Source organism: Streptomyces sp. NPDC002835 (genome assembly GCF_053591995.1).
Genome location: NZ_JBSFUW010000041.1, coordinates 1 through 18,515 on the forward strand (window position 1 = coordinate 1; position 18,515 = coordinate 18,515).

Sequence of the window (18,515 nt, forward strand, 5' to 3'; positions counted from 1 at the left end):
GACAACACCAAGCCCGTATCAGCCACTACAAGCGACGAGGCCACACACCACCAGAAACTGCCCCACCGTCACGCAAAAGACCGTTGCAGTACTAGACCGGGAGGGGGCGCAGGGCCCCTGGTTGCTCGGTCGGGGTTCGAGATCCCGAGCTGTCAGGGGTCCTGCACTTTGCTCTGGTGTGCCACGGTCAGTTGATCAGCGACTCGGCCGGACCGGTTGTTGTTGCGGACGGCGCTCCGTGTGGCGTGGGGGTCGGGTCCGTCTTCAGCGTCATACGGTCCGGGTGCCCCGCGGCCGGCCGGTGACCTCCTGCGTGTCCTGCGGACCGTCTGCGGTCTTGGGTGTGTTCTTCTGCCTGTCGCTGAGCTTGAGCCAGACCACGCCGGCGATGATGACTGCCAGCCACGAGGACTTGGCGGCAGTGAGGGTCTCATCGAAGAAGAGGGGACCGAACAGTGCTGCGCCGACCGCACCGATTCCTGCCCAGACGGCGTAGCCGATGCCGACGTCGATCGTGCGCAGTGCGGAGCTGAGTGCGTAGAGCGTCAGCAGGAAGAACACGATGGCGACCAGGGACCACGGGAGGATGGTGAAGCCCTCGCTGCCGCCGACGGCGAGTGCGTAGACGACTTCGAACGCTCCGGCGAGCAGGAGCATGAGCCAGGGGCGAGCTGCGCTGGGGGTGGTGGTGCTGGACATGTGGGTGAGTCCTTTTCGGGGTAGTGGGTCGGGTGGCGGCGGGGTTCTCAGGCGGCACCACTGAGCTGGAGGCCGACGACGCCGGCGATGACGACGGCGATGCCGAGTCCCTTGCGCCAGTCCAGGCGCTGGCCGAAGAGCAGGGCTCCGAGGACGGTGATGCCGATACCGGCAACGGATGTCCAGAGGGCGTAGCCGACGCCGACGTCGAAGGTCAGCAGGGCCTTGCTGAGGAAGAAGGTCGCGATGGCGCCGCTGATCAGCGTTGCAGCAGTCCACCGGCGGTTGGTGAAGCCTTCGGCCTTGCCGGCCGCGATGGCGACGGTGACTTCGAAGGTGACGGCGACGGCGAGGTAGAGCCAGTGCACGGGAGGGTCCTTTCGTTCTGTGACGGTCAGTTGTTGCGGGGCTTGGTGCAGTGCGGTTGGCGCCGGAGGCACGGGGCCGGGCCCTGTGTGCGTCTCTCTCGGGAGACGTGGATCTGCGCTGGTGCGGGGACGCCCTCGATGCGGCCGCCGTTGGCGCCAGTGCAGGGGGTTCTCGGACGGTTGTTTGGTGCAGCCTGCCCACAACATGCTTGTACGTGCAAATATATCTTTTTAGTGAGCCGGTCTGCCGGCCGGGGGAGTCAGGGTGAGAGCTTGCATGTACATATATCTACTTGTCAAACGGGTCATGCGGGTGGCCGGAGAAGATCCGCGCCGCGCGGGTCTTGGCGGCGCCGAACGCTTCAGCGGTGCGGTCGGCCAGTAGGCGGTCCGCGACGGATCGGGTGTGTCAGACCCTGGCCACCTCTGTTTGTTCCGTGTCACCGGTTCTGTCTTCAGGGCGCCTTCGGCGCTCGCGGACCGGACGTGGGGTAGCCGGGCCTGCTTCGGGAGGCGCTCGAACGCGCTGCTGTCCAGGTCGGGGGAGGGGTCAGGACGATGAGGCCCTCGTGGGGGATGGTCAGGAGCAGTGTGGTCGCCTGCGGTGTCTTGAGTGCCGGGACGCACACGGTGCTGCCGGCGGGAGGGCGCAGCTGCAGCAGCTGGTCGCGGAGCGTCTGGGTGGGAACGCTCAACCGGCCGCAGGCGACGGCCTCGTCGTTGAAGCGAAGTGCCGTGTGGGGGCCCGGTCTTCAGCCATGGACGGCGGCGGCCTCGGCCGGGCGGGGCAGTGGCACGGCGGAACGGCGACGGGAACGAAGCATCTGGTCCCTGGTCAAGCATCTACTCGCCGAAGGGGCTGCGGCTCAGGTAGTGACGCCTGATCAGGCGAAGAAAAGAACGCCCGGACGCAACGAGTGTGTCCGGGATGCAGTGCGCCGCGTCATGGCGGCCGCTGGCGCGGCCGGCGGTCAGCTGTGGCCGTGGGCCCCGCGCAGGGCCTGGACGGTCGGGCCGAGGTCGGGGTCAGCGATGAAGGTATTCAGCGAGGAGGAGAGAATCTCCGCATAGGTCGCACGCGCGGCCTGGCAGCGTTGTCGCCCTTCATCCGTGATGACCGCATAGACGCCGCGTTTGTCCGACGGGCACAGGTCCTTGTAGGCGAACCCGGCAGCTTCGAGCCGCCCTACCAGGCGGGTCACGGAGGACTGCCCGAGCCCGACTTTGTCGGCCAGGTCCTGCATGCGCAGTTCGCCCGTCGAGGAGTGGTCGAGGTGATTCAGGGAGCGGAACTCCGACAGGCCGATTCCGTGGCGGCGCTGCAGGGCCTGGGCGAGCTCGCGCTCCACGTGTGCGTGGAGCGCGAGCACGCGATCCCAGGCCGCCTGGTCGGAGGTGCGCGAGGGTGCGACGTGCGACGTTGCCATGGGGGAGTCCTTCGGGGCTGGGTTTGACAACAGGATACATGCTCATGCAATCTCTTCGTTTCGTCCTCATGCTCCATCTCAGGTCGCACCAGACCCATATGGTTGTAGGCGCAAGCAACTGTATGGTCAGGCTACCTGTCGACCAACTCGACGGGCCGGGACATCAGCGCCCTCACCTGTGCCTTGATACGAGGCGCGCTCAAGCGCCGGCACCTGCTCGCCGAAGCCCGCCGCCACCTCGCCTACGACCCGCGCGGCCGACCCCACCCGCCCCGCCGCCCGCGCACTGGCGCCCCCCCGCCCTGGCAGCCGACAGGACCCCGCCCGCCTCTGCCTGATTGCGCGTCATCCGAACCACAACTCTTGCCAATTGCTCACGCGGTCGCCGCGAGAACGGTGTCGAACGGCTCTGTCGGCAGCGGCCAGCTCTCAAACTCGGCCGTCACCACCTCCACAGCGGAGCCCCGGCCAGGTTGCGACGGGCGATCGCGGCCATGTGTGGTCCTGCCTCGACGGCCGTGATCTGGCAGCCCCGATCGGCCAGGGGAGCCGTGGCCTGGCCGGTCCCACAGCCCACCTCCAGTACGCGACTGCCGGGACGGGCACCTGCAAGTTCCGCGGGTCGTCGTACAGCTCCGGCGGATATCCCGGCCTGGCCCGGTCGTACAGTTCCGCGTCCTCGTCGAATGTCCGCCTCAGACGCGCCTGTCGGGACTCCTCAGGATTGTCGTCGCGTCGCGCATGCGCGGTGATTTCGGGCATGCGGAGCAGGCCATGCGATGCCCGCCCGCTCATGAGCGGAGCCGGATGACTGCTGCGGCGGTGACGGTGCCGACGAGGATGCACCCACCCCCCACCTGGCCCCCGACTACGGTCCTCCGGCACGAATAGCGCACCCACAGAACAAGTGCACTCCGCCAGTACTCTTGCGCACTCTCGGCAGCTTGGCTGTACAGGTGGAAGTGGGGAACGTTCGTCGGCGGTTTCGGGCAGCACTTACCGATCTCGAGGGCCTGAAAATGTCGATGCGAACTGGCAACGGTGCCGTCCAGTACCGTGATGGCGGCCCGCTGTCGGGGCGCGTGGACGCGTCGGTCCAGCCAAGCGGCTGGCTCGGTTCCCGCACCCCTCGCCGGGGCTTTACCCGATCGGGACACTGGACGGCACCCGGGCCTCTCCCGTGCCGCCGTCGAGCCGCTCGCGCAGGCACGCGAGCAGGACGCCCATCGGCGCCAGTGCAAAGGGCAGCAGCACGAGCGCCACCGCAACCGGGGTGATGATGACGAGGACTCCGGTGACCCACACGTTGTCCCCGGTGGTGGCCAGTATGAGCAGCCCCGCCCAGTGCGCCACGTACGTCCCGAGCCACTTGAGCACTGTGAAGGCGACGGCGACCGCGACCGTGCTCAGCAGGAAGATCCCGGTGGTGTACAGACGTGCCGTACGGGTCAGCACCCAGGAACGGCGCATCGCTGCCGTCGCCGAGGAGTTGTCCGCCACCCGTACAGCGGTCGCCAGTGAGAAACGGGCCAGGAGGACGAGTCCGAGAGCCCAGAGCACGACGGGCAGGATCCGGCCCACCAGGATGAACTGCACGGTCGCGGGATCGTGGTACGTGGGCCACACGACCCCGGGCACCATCTCCATGGCGACGACAACCAGGACGAGCAGGCCCGCCAGTCCCGGGACGAGGGCGCACACCAGGGTCAGCAACTGCACGCGGAGGGCGGCGCCGAAGTCCGGACGGGAGCGGCGCCACAGGGCGCGGAGAGTGAGCGCACCAGGGGCCGAGGCCGGGTCCGTGCCCGCCGCCGCGCGTTCCCGCGCGTGCGCGACGGTGACGGCCTGGGCGGTGAGCAGCCAGGCGATCGAAGCCATCGCGACGAGGAGCAGCAGCGGGAACACGCAGAACGCGACTTTGACGAGGCTGTCCCACTGGTCGGCGTACGCGACGTAGGAGTCCTCGTATTCGATGGCGAGCTCGGCGGCTCTTCTGGCTTCCAGGAACAGACCCCACGACGCGGCGAACGCGCCTGCCACGATCCCCCCTCCGACAAGCAGCGCCGCCGCGCTGGCCAGGACGGCGGAGCCGAACACGGGGCGCCGGTCGCGGCCGGTGATCCGCAGGGCCTCGGCCACGACGGAGGTGTCGGCCCGGCGGTCGTCCGAGCTGATCGCAGAAGTGCTGCCTGTCATGCCGCAAGCTCCCGTTCCACGGGCCCGTAGACGGCGGCGGTGGACCAGGTCCAGGAGCGGTCCCGGTATGACCAGTGCCACCGCTTGGTGGCGCAGTTGACCATTCCCGTAGTTGTGAGCGAAACAGCGGTGGCCCACGGATTGCTTACGAGGACGATGCCGTCCGGGTGATCCTTCATGGTGGCCTCGACGCCCGTACCTGTCCATTCGGTTCCGTTTCCCGACCGTGCGAACCCGACACCGTGCTCGCTCTCAAGGCCCGGTAGGACAGCTCCGTGGTAAGCATCACGGCGGATCGCCGCCTACAAGTCGACCGTGGGCTTCGATGGCGCCGTCGCAGCCTCATCCCGCAGGGCACATCCATGCCCCCACCACAAGCCCTCAAGCGTTGCCAGAACTCACAGACATCGCCTGATGGCGAAACGAGGCGCTCTCGGCACTGAGCGACAAGTGGTGCCGGGTCCCGTCGACAGAACCAGCAGCTGTTTGGAGTGCTACGACGGCACCCCCGCCGACCGGCACAGCTACACCGCCCCGCCTGCGAACCAGCTCGCGGCGTGAAGTCCCGGGGCGGCCGCAGCATCGGCAATGAGTCGGCCGCCCCGGTCATGGCTCTCCCTCACCCCAGAGCGCTCTGACGAGGAAGGAGCCGCATGCACGACGACGCCACCTGCTCGGACGCTGCCCACTACCTCCCGGGCGGAGTGCCCGGGTTCGTGCCCACCGGCCGGAGTGTCGGCAGACGTTCGTTTGCCGACACTCCGGCCGCGCCTCTGCAGTCCGGTCGCGGGATGGTGGTGCCGCGCGGTCAGACGGTGAAGGCTTCGCTGATGGCGTGGCTGTCCTCGTACATGCGGTAGCCGGTGATCTTGCCTTCGGCTGCCGTGATGTGGAGGGCGAAATGGTTGGTGAAGGTCTTGCCGGTGGCCAGGACCCCGAAGCGGTTGTGGCCGATGACCACGGCGTGGTTGCCATCGACGACGGTCGTGGCGACGACGTACTCCTTTGCGGGGGTGAGGTGCTGGCCGAAGGAGGCGAAGAACGCGGCGATGTCGTCCTTGCTGGTGCGGCTGCCCGCCCACGGGACATTGGGAGCGCCGCCGACGTGGAAGGCGACGCCGTCGGCGAACAGGTCCAGCAGGGCGGGCATGTCGCCTTCGCCGAAGCGGGCGAAGAACGCGTCGACAACGTCACGGGTGTCGGCCGGGGCGGGGATGATGCTCATGGTGGTTCCGTTCTGTGTGGTGTGTGGTCGTGGTGCGGGTGGGATGGGTCCTGCCTGCCGCAGGCCGGGGAGCCGGCGGCATGGCTGCCGCAGGGCAGAAGCGGCGGGGTGGGTCAGGGAGTCATGGAGAGGACGATCTTGCCGGTGGTGCGGCCGGTCTCACCCAGCGTGTGGGCCCGGACGGCTTCTTCGAGGGGGAAGACCTCGTCGACAATCACGCGCAGGCGGCTGCCCTCGACCAGGGAGGTGACCTCGCGCAACCCTGCATGGTCGGGCTCGACGAGCATGAACACCACCCGGATACCGGCCGCCTCGGCCTCCTTGGCGGGGAAGCTGTCGTCCAGCGGCAGGATCGAGATCAGCGTGCCGCCCGGACGCAGCGTTTGCAGGGACCGGGCCCAGTTGGGGCCGCCGAGGGTGTCCAGAACGACATCGACGTCGCGGAGGGTCTCGGTGAAGTCCTGGGTGCGGTAGTCGATCAGCTCGTCGGCGCCCAGCGAGCGGAGCAGCTCGTGCTTGGCGGCGCTGGCCGTGCCGATGACGTACGCGCCGCGGGCCTTGGCGATCTGTACGGCCAGGTGGCCTACGCCTCCGGCGGCCGCGTGGATCAGGACGCGCTGGCCGGGCTGGACGTTCGCGGTGTCCACCAGGGACTGCCAAGCGGTCAGCGAGGCCAGCGGCAGGGCGCCGGCCTGGATGTGGTCCAGACCCTTGGGACGCGGGGCGAAGTGCCGGGCCGGGGCGGCGACGTACTCGGCATAGGCGCCCGCCGGGTGCGGGAAGCGCGGCATCCCGAACACCGCGTCGCTGGCCACGAAGAGTGTCACCCCGCCGCCGACCGCCTCGACCACCCCTGCGACGTCGAAGCCCAGGGTGAACGGCGGCCTGGCCCCGGTTGCGAACACGCCGCGCTCGCGGGTCTTCCAGTCGGTCGGGTTCACGCCTGCCGCGTGCACCCGGACCAGGATCTCGCCCAGGCCCGGGACGGGACGCCGCGTCTCGACGACCTTGAGGACCCCCGGGGCTCCGGCGGCGTCCTGCGAGATGGCGCGCATGGTCGAGGGGCTGGGGGCCTGGTCCATGATGACGTGCTCTTTTCAGCAGTGCGTTTCTTGTCGTTCGTGCCGTTTCTCCTGGGCACGTCCTCAGACTGCCTGGGCGGAAAGACCCCCAGTAGTGGCCCGATGGCCATGAAATGAAAGGATCGGGTCATGCACCACGTTGGCGTTCTGGCCCTGGAAGGCGTCGTCCCCTTCGAGCTCGGCATCCCCGGGCGGATCTTCGGCGCCGCTCGCGACGGCACGGGCAACCGGCTCTACTCCGTGACCACGTGCAGCCTGGACGGCCACCCCGTCCGCACCGATGCCGACTATCAGCTCACCGTCTCCCACGACGCCTCCCTGCTGGCCGGCGTCGACACCGTCGTCATCCCCCCCTCCCACGCGCTGGGCCCCATCCGCGAGGAGGGCCGCCTGCCCGACACCCTGCGCGAGGCCCTGGCGGCCATCCGCCCCGGAACACGGATCGTGGCGATCTGCACCGGCACCTACGTGCTGGCCGCCGCGGGACTACTCGACGGCCGCCCCGCCACCACCCACTGGCGCGAAGCCGACCACCTGCAGCGCATGTTCACCACCGCGCGCATCAACCCCGACGTCCTCTTCATCGACGACGGCGAGATCCTCACCTCTGCCGGGGTAGCCGCCGGTATCGACCTGTGCCTGCACATCGTCCGCCGCGACCACGGCAGCGACATCGCCAACGAGGTCGCCCGCTCCTGCGTCGTACCGCCCTGGCGCGACGGCGGCCAGGCCCAGTACATCCAGCGCCCCGTCCCCGACCCCACTGCCCCCGGCACCGCCCCCACACAGGCGTGGATCATGGAACACCTCGCTGAACCCGTCACCCTGGCTGACATGGCCGCCCACGCCAACGTCAGCGTGCGTACCTTCACCCGCCGCTTCCGCGACGAGGTCGGCACCAGCCCCGGCCAGTGGCTCGTCCGCCAGCGCGTCGACCTGGCCCGGCACCTGCTGGAGACCACTGACTGGCCCGTCGACCTGGTCGCCGACCGCGCCGGATTCGGCACCGGTGTCTCCCTGCGCCAGCACCTTCATGCCGCCATCGGGGTCACACCCCAGGCATACCGCCGCACCTTCCGCCCCACACCCGCGGCAGCCTGACAAGCCGCAGCTCGATCAGCTCCTGGCACCTTCGAGCCGGCGTAGAACGCGGACATTCCAGTCGGCACCGACCCCGGCCTCGCGACCGCCACGGCCCGGGCGGGCGAGCCCCCGCCCAGCGACGGTTCAGCGCGGTAGCGGCGAGCAACTCACCGTTCCGCCCGGCCTACGGCACGTTTCGGGTCTGTCAAACGGGTGTGCCGCCGGATTCCACCCAGTGGAAAGCAACCCTTGTCCAGCCACGAGTTTCCCGCGATCTTTCGACGTTTCAACCTTGACCACGTCCGCTACCACTTCGGAGGCAGCCCGCACCGGGCCCCGATGCACGGTGGCGGAGGGGAGATCTCTCCCTCCCGGCGCACCGCGCACCGTCACCGTGTGTAGGGGTGGTGCGTGGTGCGGACGATGTCATGCACTCCAACACCGCGGTGCGCTCCACCGGGTGGAGTGGACGCCATAGTGCGCACCGGGTGGAGAGTGGAGTCCATCGTGATGCGCATCGGCGCGCAGTGGAATCCACTCGATGCGCTCCACTCGACCAGACCCGGGGCGGCAGGTTCCTCCTCCAGCCCGACGTGCCCTACACCGCAACCCGCCGCTACCTTCCCGGCACCAACGTCCTGGAGACGACGTTCACCACCGCGCACGGAACGGTCCGGCTGACCGACGCGCTGACCCTCTCCGACAACCTCTCCCTGGCACCCGGTCGGGAACTGGTCCGGCGGATCGAGGGTCTCGCCGGCAGTGTCCCCATGCGCTGGAGCGTCCAGCCACGCTTCGAGTACGGCACACGCGCACCGCTCATGACTCAGCGCGCCGGGATTCCGGTGGCAGCCTCGGGGCCCGACGCGGTCGCCGTCTGCGCCTGGAACGCGGGAAAGCCGCGGTGCACGGACGACTCGGTCACCGCACGATTCCACGCCGATGCCGCTACCCGGGCCCTGATCGCGCTGGCATACGCACACCAAGAGCCGCTGGTCCTGCCCACTCGCGCCGAATGCGAGGAGCGCCTGGACAAGACCACCGCCAGGTGGCAACAGTGGACCGACCATCGCACCTACACCGGACCATGGCGCGAGGCGGTGCTACGCAGCGCCCTCGCCCTCAAGCTCCTGGTCTTCGCGCCCTCCGGCGCGGTCGCCGCCGCCGCGACCACCTCGCTGCCCGAGGAGCTCGGCGGGAAACGCAACTGGGACTACCGCTTCAGCTGGATCCGCGACTCCGCCTTCACCCTGGACGCCTTCCTCAAGCTGGGCTGCGCGCCGGAAGCCACCAGCTACTTCTGGTGGCTGATGCACGCCTCCCAGCTCACACACCCCCGCCTGCACGTCCTGTACCGCCTCGACGGCGGCACCAGCACACCCGAGCAAACCCTGCCCCTGGCGGGCTACCGAGGCTCGGCGCCCGTGCGCATCGGCAACGCGGCAGCCGGGCAGCTCCAGCTCGACACCTACGGGGAACTTCTGCAGACCGCCTGGCTGTACTCCGCCGCAGACCGAAGGCTGGACGCCGACATCGCCCGCAGACTGGCCGAGACCGCCGACTTCATCTGCACCGCCTGGCGGCACCCCGACGCAGGCATCTGGGAGGTACGCAGCGACCCCGAGCACTTCACTCAATCCAAGATGATGTGCTGGATCGCCCTCGACCGCGCCCTCGACCTGGCCGGGCGGCAGCTGATCCCCGAACGGCACTCTGCTCGCTGGCAGCGAGAGCGACAAGCCATCGCCGAGTTTATCGACGACCGCTGTTTCAACCCGCGCCTTAACAGTTACGTGCGCTCCGCCGACAGCAGCGCCCTGGACGCCGGTCTCCTGCTCGGTCTGCTCCACCGCTACCGTCCGCCCGACCACCCGCGCATGCGCGGCACCGTCGCCGCCATCCAGCGCAGCCTCCAACACGGCCCCTACGTCAACCGCTACCTACGCCCAGACGGCCTCCCCGGCAGTGAGGGCGCCTTCCTCGCCTGCTCATTCTGGCTGGCCGAAGCATTGGCCCTGGTCGGTCGCGCAGACGAAGCCGCCCACCTCATGGGGCAGCTGGTGGCCCTCGCCAACGATGTCGGCCTTTTCAGCGAAGAGGTCGACCCCACCACCGGAATGTTCCTCGGCAACCTGCCCCAGGGCCTGTCCCACCTGGCCCTGATCAGCGCCGCCTGCGCGATCGGCGAGGCGGCACGATGAGCATCTGGGCCGCACTGGCTGGCGGACTCGTCGGCACTCTTATCCTGACCACTGGCCTGCGCGCAGCCAACGCCGCCAACCTCTCCCGCATCGACCTGCCGTTCCTGCTCGGCACCGCCTTCACCAGCAACCGGACCCGCGCCAAAGCCATCGGCTACGGCGCGCACTTCGTCAACGGCCAGATCTTCGCCCTGCTGTACTACGCCGTCTTCGCTGCCATCGGCTACAGCAGCTGGTGGCTGGGCACCATCTTCGGCCTCGTTCATGGCCTGTTCGCCGCCACCGCGCTCGTCAATATCCTGCTGCCCCTCATTCACCCGCGCATGGGCACACCCCACACCAGCGCCCCCGACGTCGCGCTGCTGGAACCACCCGGCTTCCTCATGCTCAATTACGGCCGCGGCACACCGACCGTCACGCTCGCAGCACACCTCGCCTACGGCACCATCGTCGGAGGGTTCCTCGCATGGCCTGACTGAGGGAGCTCTCCGGACGGGAACGGGTCAGGAACGGGGTGCCGTCGCAGAATCACGGGCTTCCGTCGCCCCCTGACTGCCCGGCCAGAGGGATCTCACCCGAACCAGCGATGGCACCACACCTGTTGCACCGTCGCGGGGGCCCTCGAGGAAGCCCGGTTCTTCGCCCGGCAGGACTCGCGGCACGAGGACCTGGCCGACGACATCCGCGGCCGAGCGGAGCTCGCGGGAGTGGGAACGCCTCGCCCAGTTGCTCACCGCTGCGGTGCCGGGCACCGTCTACGGCCGGACCCCGATGACGTCGTCCAGGCCGAGCTCGCCACCCAAGCAGCGGCTGCCGCCGCCCGGGACGAACTCACCCGGCGGGCCGGCTCGTACGTGCCGAAGGACGTTGACGCGTGGCTCGCCCACGCCCTGGCCGCGCACCTCGGGCACTACGCGGATCCCGCCGCCGTGCGCCGCCGCCGATCTTGCTGGCAGCTTCTGGAACGGCGCCACAGCCACCGGCCCGGTTCGGCCCGGTGGGGAAGAATCCCAGGGTGACTACCGAGACCGCTACGGCCGCGCCTGGTGCGCGCCTCGCAGGCCTGAACGCCTGGTCGACGCCGGCTGGACGCGCCGTGCCCGGAGTCGGCCACCCGCGCCGTCCGGGCCGACGACGGCGACCGGTACGCGGTGTGCCACGGCCACGCGAGGACCGCCCGCCTCCAGATCACCAACGGCCAGGTCCTGCCGGGCATCCCTGCCTGAGCAGTCCGGCCGAACCGTGTCATCTCGCGGGCGGACCCAGCTGGACCCGGCAATCGCCTCAGCTCACTGGGTCCTGGGACCGGTGTTCTCCCTGGGGAACACGGAGCGCGCCAGAAGCTGGGTCCACCTGGGTCACTGGGTCGCGTACCTTCGTGCGGCCGGGTTCTCTGGACCGGTCCCCACGGGCCGGGGCGGCCGATACCGTTGAAGCAGACGCAGTTCCGCCCTCCTGGAGCCCTCGATGAGTGAACAGCCGGTCCCCGCCGACCACGTCCGGCAGCAGCTGGAGCCCGCGGCCGCCGACGCGGTCCGCGCGTACGCGGCCAAAACCCGGGAGAACGCCGACCAGTTCGCCGCCGTCCTGGAGGACATCGCGGAGAACGGGCTTCCCTCGGTGGAGGGCTGCACGCCGTGGGAGGAGCTCCGCGAGACCCACCTCGCCCGGCTCGCCGCGCAGCGCCCCGCCGTGGCCTGATGCCGGCGGGGCACGGGCCTCGCCGCGCCCGTATCGCCTTCTCCGACTCCGCCGCGAAGCAGCTTGAGAACATCGCCAGCGAGGCGGGGATCCACGCCGTGGACCGCGCCCTGGTCGTCATCTCCGTCGACCCGGACATCGGTGAGGCGATCCCCGGCGACGCCGTCGGCCCCCAGCTCCGCCAGATCTTCATCTCCTCCGTTGCTGGACTCAGGGGATCGGAGGGACAGGCCAACTACGCCGCGAGCAAGGCAGCGCTCGTCGGCCTCACCCGGTCCCTCGCGAGGGAGTTGGGCCCTCGGGGTATCACGGTGAATGCTGTCGCTCCGGGGTTCATACCGACGGACATGACGAAGGGGCTCACCCAGAAACGACAGGACGAGATCGTCGCGGACACTCCGATGCACCTTGGAGGCGACCCCAACGAGGTCGCCTCCGCGGTGCAGTGGCTGGCTTCGCCCGGAGCAGGGTTCGTCACCGGGGCCGTGATCCCCGTGGACGGCGGCCTGGGCATGGGGCATTGACGCATGCGAAAACCGGGCCTCATCCCGTTGATGGTCAGCATCTTCACTGTCGACCTGGGAACGAGCATGACCGCCGTCGCTCTTCCCCTGCTCCTGATCCGCGACTACGGAACCACGTTGGCCGCGGGTCTGACCCTGGCCATCAGGCTGGTTCCCAGCATTGTCGCCGGGCCGATCGTGGGCAGGCTCCTGGCCAGGCGGGATCCACGCCGTATCGCCGTGATCAGCTCGCTCCTGTCCGCGCTGTTCGCCGCGCTCATCCCGGTGTGCGGGGCGCTGTGGCAGATCCAGATCCTCACGCTCGGCATCGGTCTCACGGTGATGCTCGCGGGCCCCGCCCGGCTCGTCCTGCGTCCTGCGGTGGTGAGCGAAGGCGACGAGCGGCGCGGCAACGGCCTGCTCATGGCCGCTCAGCGGGTGTCCACCCTCTCCGGTCCCCCGCTGGTCGGCGTCATCATCGCCATCGGCTGGCCGCTGTGGGTCGCCTTCCTCCTCGAGGCGGCGACGTCACTCGTCGCGGCGGTCATGATGCTCCGGGTCCCGCCCTTGCCGCCGGCCGTGGGCGAGGAAGCCGAGTCCACGGGCGCCAAGGACCGCAGGGGGCTCAGGACGGCTTACGTCACCAGCACCCGGGCGCTCCTGCGCGTCATCTCGGCCGACGCGTTCATCCGCGGCGCGACCCTCACCTCGTTCAGCTATCTCCTGGCTGTGACGCTCGGCCGGATGATGCTGGTCGTCATGGGGGCGCAGCACTACTCCGAGATCTCCGGGTTCTACGGCTGGATGCTGGCCGCGATGGGAGTGGGCGGTCTGTGCGGAAGCCTGCTCATAGCGCGCTTCAAGCGGAGCAGCACCGGCACCCTCTACGTCGCCGTGATGCTGATCGAGGCGGTGGGGTGGCTGTCCCTGCCGTGGCTGCCGAACTTCTCCACCGCGATGGCCGTGATGGTCACCATCGGGATCATGGAGTCGGCCGGCTATGTCCTGTACTACGCCGAGGTCCAGATCCGGATCCCACGCTCCGTCATGGGCTACTACTACGCCGCGCTGATCCCCGTAGGCGATGCCTGCATGTTCCTGGGGAGCGCCTTCGGCGCATGGCTCGCCGGTACGTCCGTCCCGGCCGCGGCAATGATCGTGGCCAGTGTGATGGGAATTCCGATGCTCCTTACCGCTCGCTGGTACTTCGCACCGCCGGGCGACATCAGCGAGACCGTTTCGATGCGCGACGGCGCGAAATCCGCGGAGAGAAGGGAAGGTCATGAGGCGTGAGGGCAAGCTCGACCATCCGCGGACGCCATCCGGCTCCAGCCCGGTGCGGACGTCGCCGCCGTCACCACCGCCCAGATCCGCGACGTCATCCAACGGCTCGTCGCGGCCGGCCAGTGGACCGACGGCGACCCGCACATCCTGGTGGTGCTGGACGCCGGATACGACGCTTGCGCATCGCCCACCTGCTCGGCGACCTTCCCGTCGAGATCCTGGGCCGGATGCGGTCCGACCGGGTCCTGCGGCGCCCGACACCGCCACGCGTCTACGACCCCAAGGGCGGCCGACCACCCAAGCATGGCAGCGAGTTCGTCTTCGGCGACCCCGCCACCTGGGGTTCCGAGCAGGCCGTCACCGTGACCGACACCCGTCGCTATGGCAAGGCGACCGCGCAGGCCTGGAACAGGCTTCACCCGCGGCTGACCAAGCGGGCAGCCTGGCTCGACCATGAGGGGCCGCTGCCCATCATCGAAGGCACCGTCATCCGGCTGACCGTCGAGCGTCTCCCATCCGGCGGCGACAACAAGCCAGTCTGGCTGTGGTGGTCCCGAGTCGACGCGACCCCGGCGGATGTCGACCGCTGCTGGCAGGCGTTCCTGCGTCGCTTCGACCTTGAGCACACGTTTCGTCTTTTCAAGCAGACACTCGGGTGGACGAAACCACGGTTGCGCAGCCCGGATGCGGCGGACCGCTGGACCTGGCTGGTGATCGCCGCTCACACCCAACTGCGGCTTGCCCGGCCTCTGGCGGTCGACCTTCGGCCGTGGGAGAAGAAGGCCGAGCCGCACAGGCTCACCCCAGCCCGGGTCCGCCGGGGGTTCCGGAACCTTCACGCGAAGAGCCCTTCACCAGCGAGTGCACCGAAACCCTCCCAGCCCGGCCCGGGACGCCCGGCAGGTTCGAAGAACCATCGCTCAGCGGCCCGCCACGACTTGGACGCGTCCTGGCCACGGGCGAGGCTTACACACGCCCCTCACACCACAAGAAGGGCACCAAGCCACGACGCGCGGGGTGAACAACACAGCGAGGCCGAGGACCTTGCTGTCATCTCTCGTCGATCACGGGCATTGGGCCCCCATCGCTATGCCACTTCTGGATGAAGGTCGGCTGCCGTGTCACATCCACCAGCTCGACGCGGCCGCCAATGCTGTCCAAGCGGTGGTACGCGAAGGGCCGGCCATAGGGGCAGCCGGTGAAGTCAACGGTGAAACCATCGTCCTCCAGCCGCTGAGAACCCTGCTGGACAGAGCTGGTCCAGTAGCCCAGATGGTCGAACCGAGCTCCTTGCGAAGCATCCCAAGGACTCCCTGCAGGCCCCTTGATCAGCTCGATGAATGGTGGTCCGCCGCGGGTGAAGGCGATGCGAAAGTCCCACTCGCCAAGTCGATCAGTTACCGGGGCACCCCACTCGGCTCCCACGGACCTCCCAAGGTCATCCATAGCCCTCTCGATGTCCGGCACGACGAAGCACACATGGTAGAACGCAGTCATCAGCTCATGATCGAGCAGATGCCGAAGCCGTGTCTGCTGGTTTCCGGGGTCGGACGTTAAACGACAAGCTCAGTCATGCAGTTTGCCGAGGGCCTGTCGGATCGGCAGGCTGCGGACGCGGTGCGCGGACGTTTGGACTCGAAGTACTTGCTGGGGCTGGAGCTGGCCGATTCAGGCTTCGACCACTCGGTACTCACCGAGTTCAGGGACCGGCTGATCGCTGGAGACGCCGGGATCGAGCTCCTGGACCGGGTCCTTGAGGCCGCCGCAGATCACGGCTTGCTCAAGGCCGGTGGCCGTGCACGCACGGACTCCACGATCGTGCTGTCCGCCGCCCGGCAGATCAACGGGCTGGTGCGGCTCGGTGAAACTCTGCGCGCCGCGTTGAACAGCGTGGCGGCCCACGAGCCGGAGTGGCTGGCCGGGTGGGTTCCGCCGGAATGGTTCGACCGGTACGCGATCCGGTTTCCTCGTCGCCCGCGGCATGTCCCAGGGCGGTCACCGCGGTCACCAACCAGGAGGCGGAGACGTCCGATTCAGCTTCGGTCGGGGGTCGGCGCGGCTGCATCCGGCCATTGACGGCTCAAGCGGCACACCCGACAGGTTCGTTGTCGCGTCACCACGCCCCTCACGCTGGGCCCCTTGTTGCGGCAAGCACCTCGAACATTGGAACTAAGCCACTTAACAGATTAGTATCCGCTCGAGTCTCCGCACGGTCGATCACCCGCCCGGGGTGGCAACGGAGGCGACCGCCATGGCCACCACTCAGGTGGCGCCGGGGAGCACGTCTCCCTCCCACTGGCGGCCAAGGGAGAAGGAGCTCGCCTCAGTGGCGTCCCACCGTCGTCCTAAGCAGCCGAACTCGAGCTATGCGACCGCGCTCACTGTGACAGCGGCAGCGGCCGTTGCTCTGTCCACGCAGTCGGCCTCGGCCGACCCCTTGCCCGATCCCAAGGCGAAGGGTGTCAAGGCGCAGGTCGACCGGCTGTACGAAGAGGCGACGCAGGCCACCGAGAAGTACAACGGGGCGAAGGAGAAGGCCGACGACCTGCAGAAGCAGGTCAAGAACCTGCAGGAGACGGCCGCTCGCAAGCAGAGCGAGCTCAACGAACTGCGCGACCGACTGGGCACCATGGCCGCCGGCCAGTACCGCAGCGGTGGTCTCGACCCCTCCGTGCAACTCCTGCTTTCGGAGAACCCCGACACCTACCTCCGCAAGGCCTCGGACATCGACCGGCTGAACACGCGGCAGGTCACTCTGCTCCAGCAGTTCATGTCCCAGCAGCGCGCGCTGCAGCAGCAGCGCAGCCAGGCCACGGAGAAACTCAGAGACCTTGAGGACACCCGCAAGGAACTGAGCAGCAGGAAGCAGGAGATCCAGGGCAAGCTCTCCAAGGCCCAGCAGCTCCTCAACACGATGACGGCCGCAGAGCGGGCCCGGATCGCGGCCGCAGAGGATCGCGCCAACCGGTCCAGCGACCGCGTCGATCTCGGCAATGAGGCCAGCGCCTCGCAGCGCGCGGCCGCCGCCTTCAACGCTGCCAAGAGCCGGGTCGGTATGCCCTATGTGTGGGGAGCGTCCGGACCGAGCTCCTTCGACTGCTCCGGGCTGACGTCCTGGGCCTTCCGCCAGGCCGGCGTCTCCATACCCCGAACCTCACAGGCGCAGGCCAATGCCGGAACCCGTATCAGTTCCCTCGGCGCACTCAAGCCCGGCGACCTCATCATCATGCGCAGCGACCTGAGCCATGTGGGCTTCTACGCGGGGAACGGACAGATTCTGCATGCCCCCAAGCCGGGAGCGCAGGTACGGTACGAGTCCATCGCGCGCAGCGGAATGCCCTTCATGTGGGGCGTTCGCATCAGCTGATCAGCCGTGCCGTCTCATCCGAGGCCGGGTGGGCAGACGAGCAGCAGGGGAAGCAGCGGGACGGCCGCAGTTACAGCGACAGCGGCTCCACGCAGTACGGGGTGCGGTGCTCTGTGTCGTCCCAGAACCCTGCGCATGCGGATCACGGCACTGTTTCCCCCGACCGAGAACGCGCCCCTCGGAGCTCGTGCGGTGGCCATCTCGTACATGGCCGCGGCGAACACATCGTGCGACTGGCTCCGTACGGCACGGTCGTCCGCGATCATCTCGAGCAGCAGCGCTGTCTGCTCCTTGGCGTGATGCGCCAAGGGCAGCCATCGGAACACCGCGGCGAAAGCCTCCGCAGTGGCCAGGGGGAGATGGTGCCGGCCTGCCACATGTGCCCGTTCGTGCTCCAGGACGGCGTGGAGCTGCTCCGGTGACAGCCTCTCGACCGCCGCGTCACTGACGACGATCCTGGGGCGTCTACCGGGAAGGCAGTACGCCGCGGGCACACCGTACGCGAGGACCGTCGCCCGCAGGGCATCGGAGTGACGACCGACCACGTCCAACGTCTCGCGGTGACGGGTACGCGCGCGGCGGGCCCGTAGGGCATGGAATGTGAAGCTGCTTGCCAGAGCCAGCAGGACGCCCGCCGGCAGCACGACGGCCAGCTGCTCCACCGTGCCAGGGTCTGGTTTCCCGGCGCCCGCGGGCAGACCGCATGCGTGGAGCAGCCCGATGAAGCCGGCGTGGAGGTGCTCGGTTGGCGTCGCCAGGTTGTAGGCGAGAAGACCTGCGGCGACCGAGAACGAGAGAGCGAGCGCCTGCCAGACCGCTGCCGCCAGTACCGGTGCCCGGTGCGGCCATGTGCTGCGCAGCATCAGGTGCGGTGCCGCGACGCCAACGGTCGCCATGTAGCCGATCAGCGCGGGCGCGGCGTTCACTCCATGCCCTGCCGTTTCACGTTCCGCAGCGCTTGGCGCAGGGCGTCGACTTCGTCCTCGGACATGTTCTCGACGAAGTGGAGCAGGGCGGCCGGGCGGTCCTTGCTGGTATCAAGGCCATCCTCCATGAGCGCGGCGGCGTAAGCTTCGCGGCTGCGGACCGGCGTGTAGAGCCAGGCCCTGCCCTGCTTGCTGCGCACCAGCCATCCCTTGCCGTGCAGGATGTTCGTCACGGTCATCACCGTGCTGTACGCGATCGGGCGGTGCTTGTTGATGTCGTCGACGACCTCGCGGACCGTCGCCGGGCGGTTCCACGTCCACAGGCGGTCCATGATCTCCGCCTCGAGTTCCCCCAGCCGCCGCATGGCCCGTCTTCCTTCCGCTCCACTGTTCGCGGCTCCATAGTAGGTCCCGGGCGCCCTTGCCCCTGCGGCTGAGTGTGCCTCTGCGCAA

17 protein-coding genes and 3 pseudogenes are annotated in these 18,515 nt (G+C 68.8%); 9 read left to right on the forward strand and 11 right to left on the reverse strand.

The annotated features are described in order from the left end of the window. Positions 1-270: 270 nt before the first annotated feature. The 8 genes and pseudogenes from ACWD01_RS31140 to ACWD01_RS31175 form a co-directional block, all read right to left on the reverse strand. Positions 271-699, reverse strand: a complete 429-nt coding sequence (locus ACWD01_RS31140) for a DMT family transporter (protein WP_451166492.1) — start codon at positions 697-699, stop codon at positions 271-273. A 47-nt stretch (positions 700-746) separates the two neighbouring features. Continuing rightward, positions 747-1,067, reverse strand: a complete 321-nt coding sequence (locus ACWD01_RS31145) for a DMT family transporter (RefSeq protein WP_451166494.1) — start codon at positions 1,065-1,067, stop codon at positions 747-749. Positions 1,068-2,038: 971 nt separating this feature from the next. After that, the gene (locus tag ACWD01_RS31150) at positions 2,039-2,494 is read right to left on the reverse strand and encodes a MarR family winged helix-turn-helix transcriptional regulator (RefSeq protein ID WP_451166496.1); all 456 of its coding nucleotides are present in this window, start codon (positions 2,492-2,494) and stop codon (positions 2,039-2,041) included. Between the two features lie 377 nt (positions 2,495-2,871). Continuing rightward, positions 2,872-3,256 (reverse strand): annotated as a pseudogene (locus ACWD01_RS31155) (class I SAM-dependent methyltransferase); the annotation flags it as partial. A 378-nt stretch (positions 3,257-3,634) separates the two neighbouring features. Continuing rightward, positions 3,635-4,690 (reverse strand): hypothetical protein, encoded by a 1,056-nt coding sequence (locus tag ACWD01_RS31160; RefSeq protein WP_451166498.1) that lies wholly within the window; start codon positions 4,688-4,690, stop codon positions 3,635-3,637. Continuing rightward, positions 4,687-4,869, reverse strand: coding sequence for a hypothetical protein (locus ACWD01_RS31165; protein ID WP_451166500.1), 183 nt, complete (start codon positions 4,867-4,869; stop codon positions 4,687-4,689). Before ACWD01_RS31165 ends, ACWD01_RS31160 begins: the two co-directional genes overlap by 4 nt. A gap of 629 nt (positions 4,870-5,498) precedes the next feature. Continuing rightward, positions 5,499-5,915, reverse strand: coding sequence for a nuclear transport factor 2 family protein (locus ACWD01_RS31170; protein WP_451166502.1), 417 nt, complete (start codon positions 5,913-5,915; stop codon positions 5,499-5,501). Positions 5,916-6,028: 113 nt separating this feature from the next. Then, complete coding sequence (locus ACWD01_RS31175; protein WP_451166504.1) at positions 6,029-6,997, reverse strand: NADP-dependent oxidoreductase; 969 nt, start codon at positions 6,995-6,997, stop codon at positions 6,029-6,031. A 129-nt stretch (positions 6,998-7,126) separates the two neighbouring features. Here ACWD01_RS31175 and ACWD01_RS31180 point away from each other — a divergent pair, with 129 nt between their 5' ends. The 7 genes and pseudogenes from ACWD01_RS31180 to ACWD01_RS31210 form a co-directional block, all read left to right on the forward strand. Then, on the forward strand, positions 7,127-8,098 hold the full coding sequence (locus ACWD01_RS31180; RefSeq protein ID WP_451166505.1) for a GlxA family transcriptional regulator: 972 nt from the start codon (positions 7,127-7,129) through the stop codon (positions 8,096-8,098). A 575-nt stretch (positions 8,099-8,673) separates the two neighbouring features. Next, positions 8,674-10,281 (forward strand): glycoside hydrolase family 15 protein, encoded by a 1,608-nt coding sequence (locus ACWD01_RS31185; RefSeq protein ID WP_451166507.1) that lies wholly within the window; start codon positions 8,674-8,676, stop codon positions 10,279-10,281. After that, positions 10,278-10,760: a hypothetical protein gene (locus ACWD01_RS31190; protein WP_451166508.1), complete on the forward strand. Its 483-nt coding sequence runs from the start codon at positions 10,278-10,280 to the stop codon at positions 10,758-10,760. The genes ACWD01_RS31185 and ACWD01_RS31190 overlap by 4 nt, the downstream gene beginning before the upstream one ends. Before the next feature lie 988 nt (positions 10,761-11,748). Continuing rightward, on the forward strand, positions 11,749-11,982 hold the full coding sequence (locus ACWD01_RS31195; RefSeq protein WP_451166510.1) for a hypothetical protein: 234 nt from the start codon (positions 11,749-11,751) through the stop codon (positions 11,980-11,982). 179 nt (positions 11,983-12,161) lie between these two features. Further along, positions 12,162-12,506, forward strand: a pseudogene (locus ACWD01_RS31200) (SDR family oxidoreductase); the annotation flags it as partial. A 30-nt stretch (positions 12,507-12,536) separates the two neighbouring features. After that, entirely contained in the window at positions 12,537-13,778 is a 1,242-nt protein-coding gene (locus ACWD01_RS31205; RefSeq protein ID WP_451166512.1) for an MFS transporter, read from the forward strand. Between the two features lie 21 nt (positions 13,779-13,799). Then, positions 13,800-14,790, forward strand: a pseudogene (locus ACWD01_RS31210) (transposase); the annotation flags it as partial. 29 nt (positions 14,791-14,819) lie between these two features. Here the strand turns inward: ACWD01_RS31210 and ACWD01_RS31215 are convergent. Next, positions 14,820-15,266, reverse strand: a complete 447-nt coding sequence (locus tag ACWD01_RS31215) for a VOC family protein (RefSeq protein WP_451166514.1) — start codon at positions 15,264-15,266, stop codon at positions 14,820-14,822. A gap of 75 nt (positions 15,267-15,341) precedes the next feature. Here ACWD01_RS31215 and ACWD01_RS31220 point away from each other — a divergent pair, with 75 nt between their 5' ends. Beyond that, the gene (locus tag ACWD01_RS31220) at positions 15,342-15,845 is read left to right on the forward strand and encodes a transposase (RefSeq protein WP_451166516.1); all 504 of its coding nucleotides are present in this window, start codon (positions 15,342-15,344) and stop codon (positions 15,843-15,845) included. Between the two features lie 250 nt (positions 15,846-16,095). Continuing rightward, the gene (locus ACWD01_RS31225; protein WP_451166518.1) at positions 16,096-17,136 is read left to right on the forward strand and encodes an NlpC/P60 family protein; all 1,041 of its coding nucleotides are present in this window, start codon (positions 16,096-16,098) and stop codon (positions 17,134-17,136) included. Between the two features lie 14 nt (positions 17,137-17,150). Here the strand turns inward: ACWD01_RS31225 and ACWD01_RS31230 are convergent, their stop codons facing one another. Both ACWD01_RS31230 and ACWD01_RS31235 read right to left on the reverse strand, forming a co-directional pair. Continuing rightward, the gene (locus tag ACWD01_RS31230) at positions 17,151-18,062 is read right to left on the reverse strand and encodes a M56 family metallopeptidase (protein WP_451166520.1); all 912 of its coding nucleotides are present in this window, start codon (positions 18,060-18,062) and stop codon (positions 17,151-17,153) included. Further along, positions 18,059-18,427, reverse strand: coding sequence for a BlaI/MecI/CopY family transcriptional regulator (locus ACWD01_RS31235; RefSeq protein WP_451166522.1), 369 nt, complete (start codon positions 18,425-18,427; stop codon positions 18,059-18,061). The genes ACWD01_RS31230 and ACWD01_RS31235 overlap by 4 nt, the downstream gene beginning before the upstream one ends. Between the last annotated feature and the right edge of the window lie 88 nt (positions 18,428-18,515).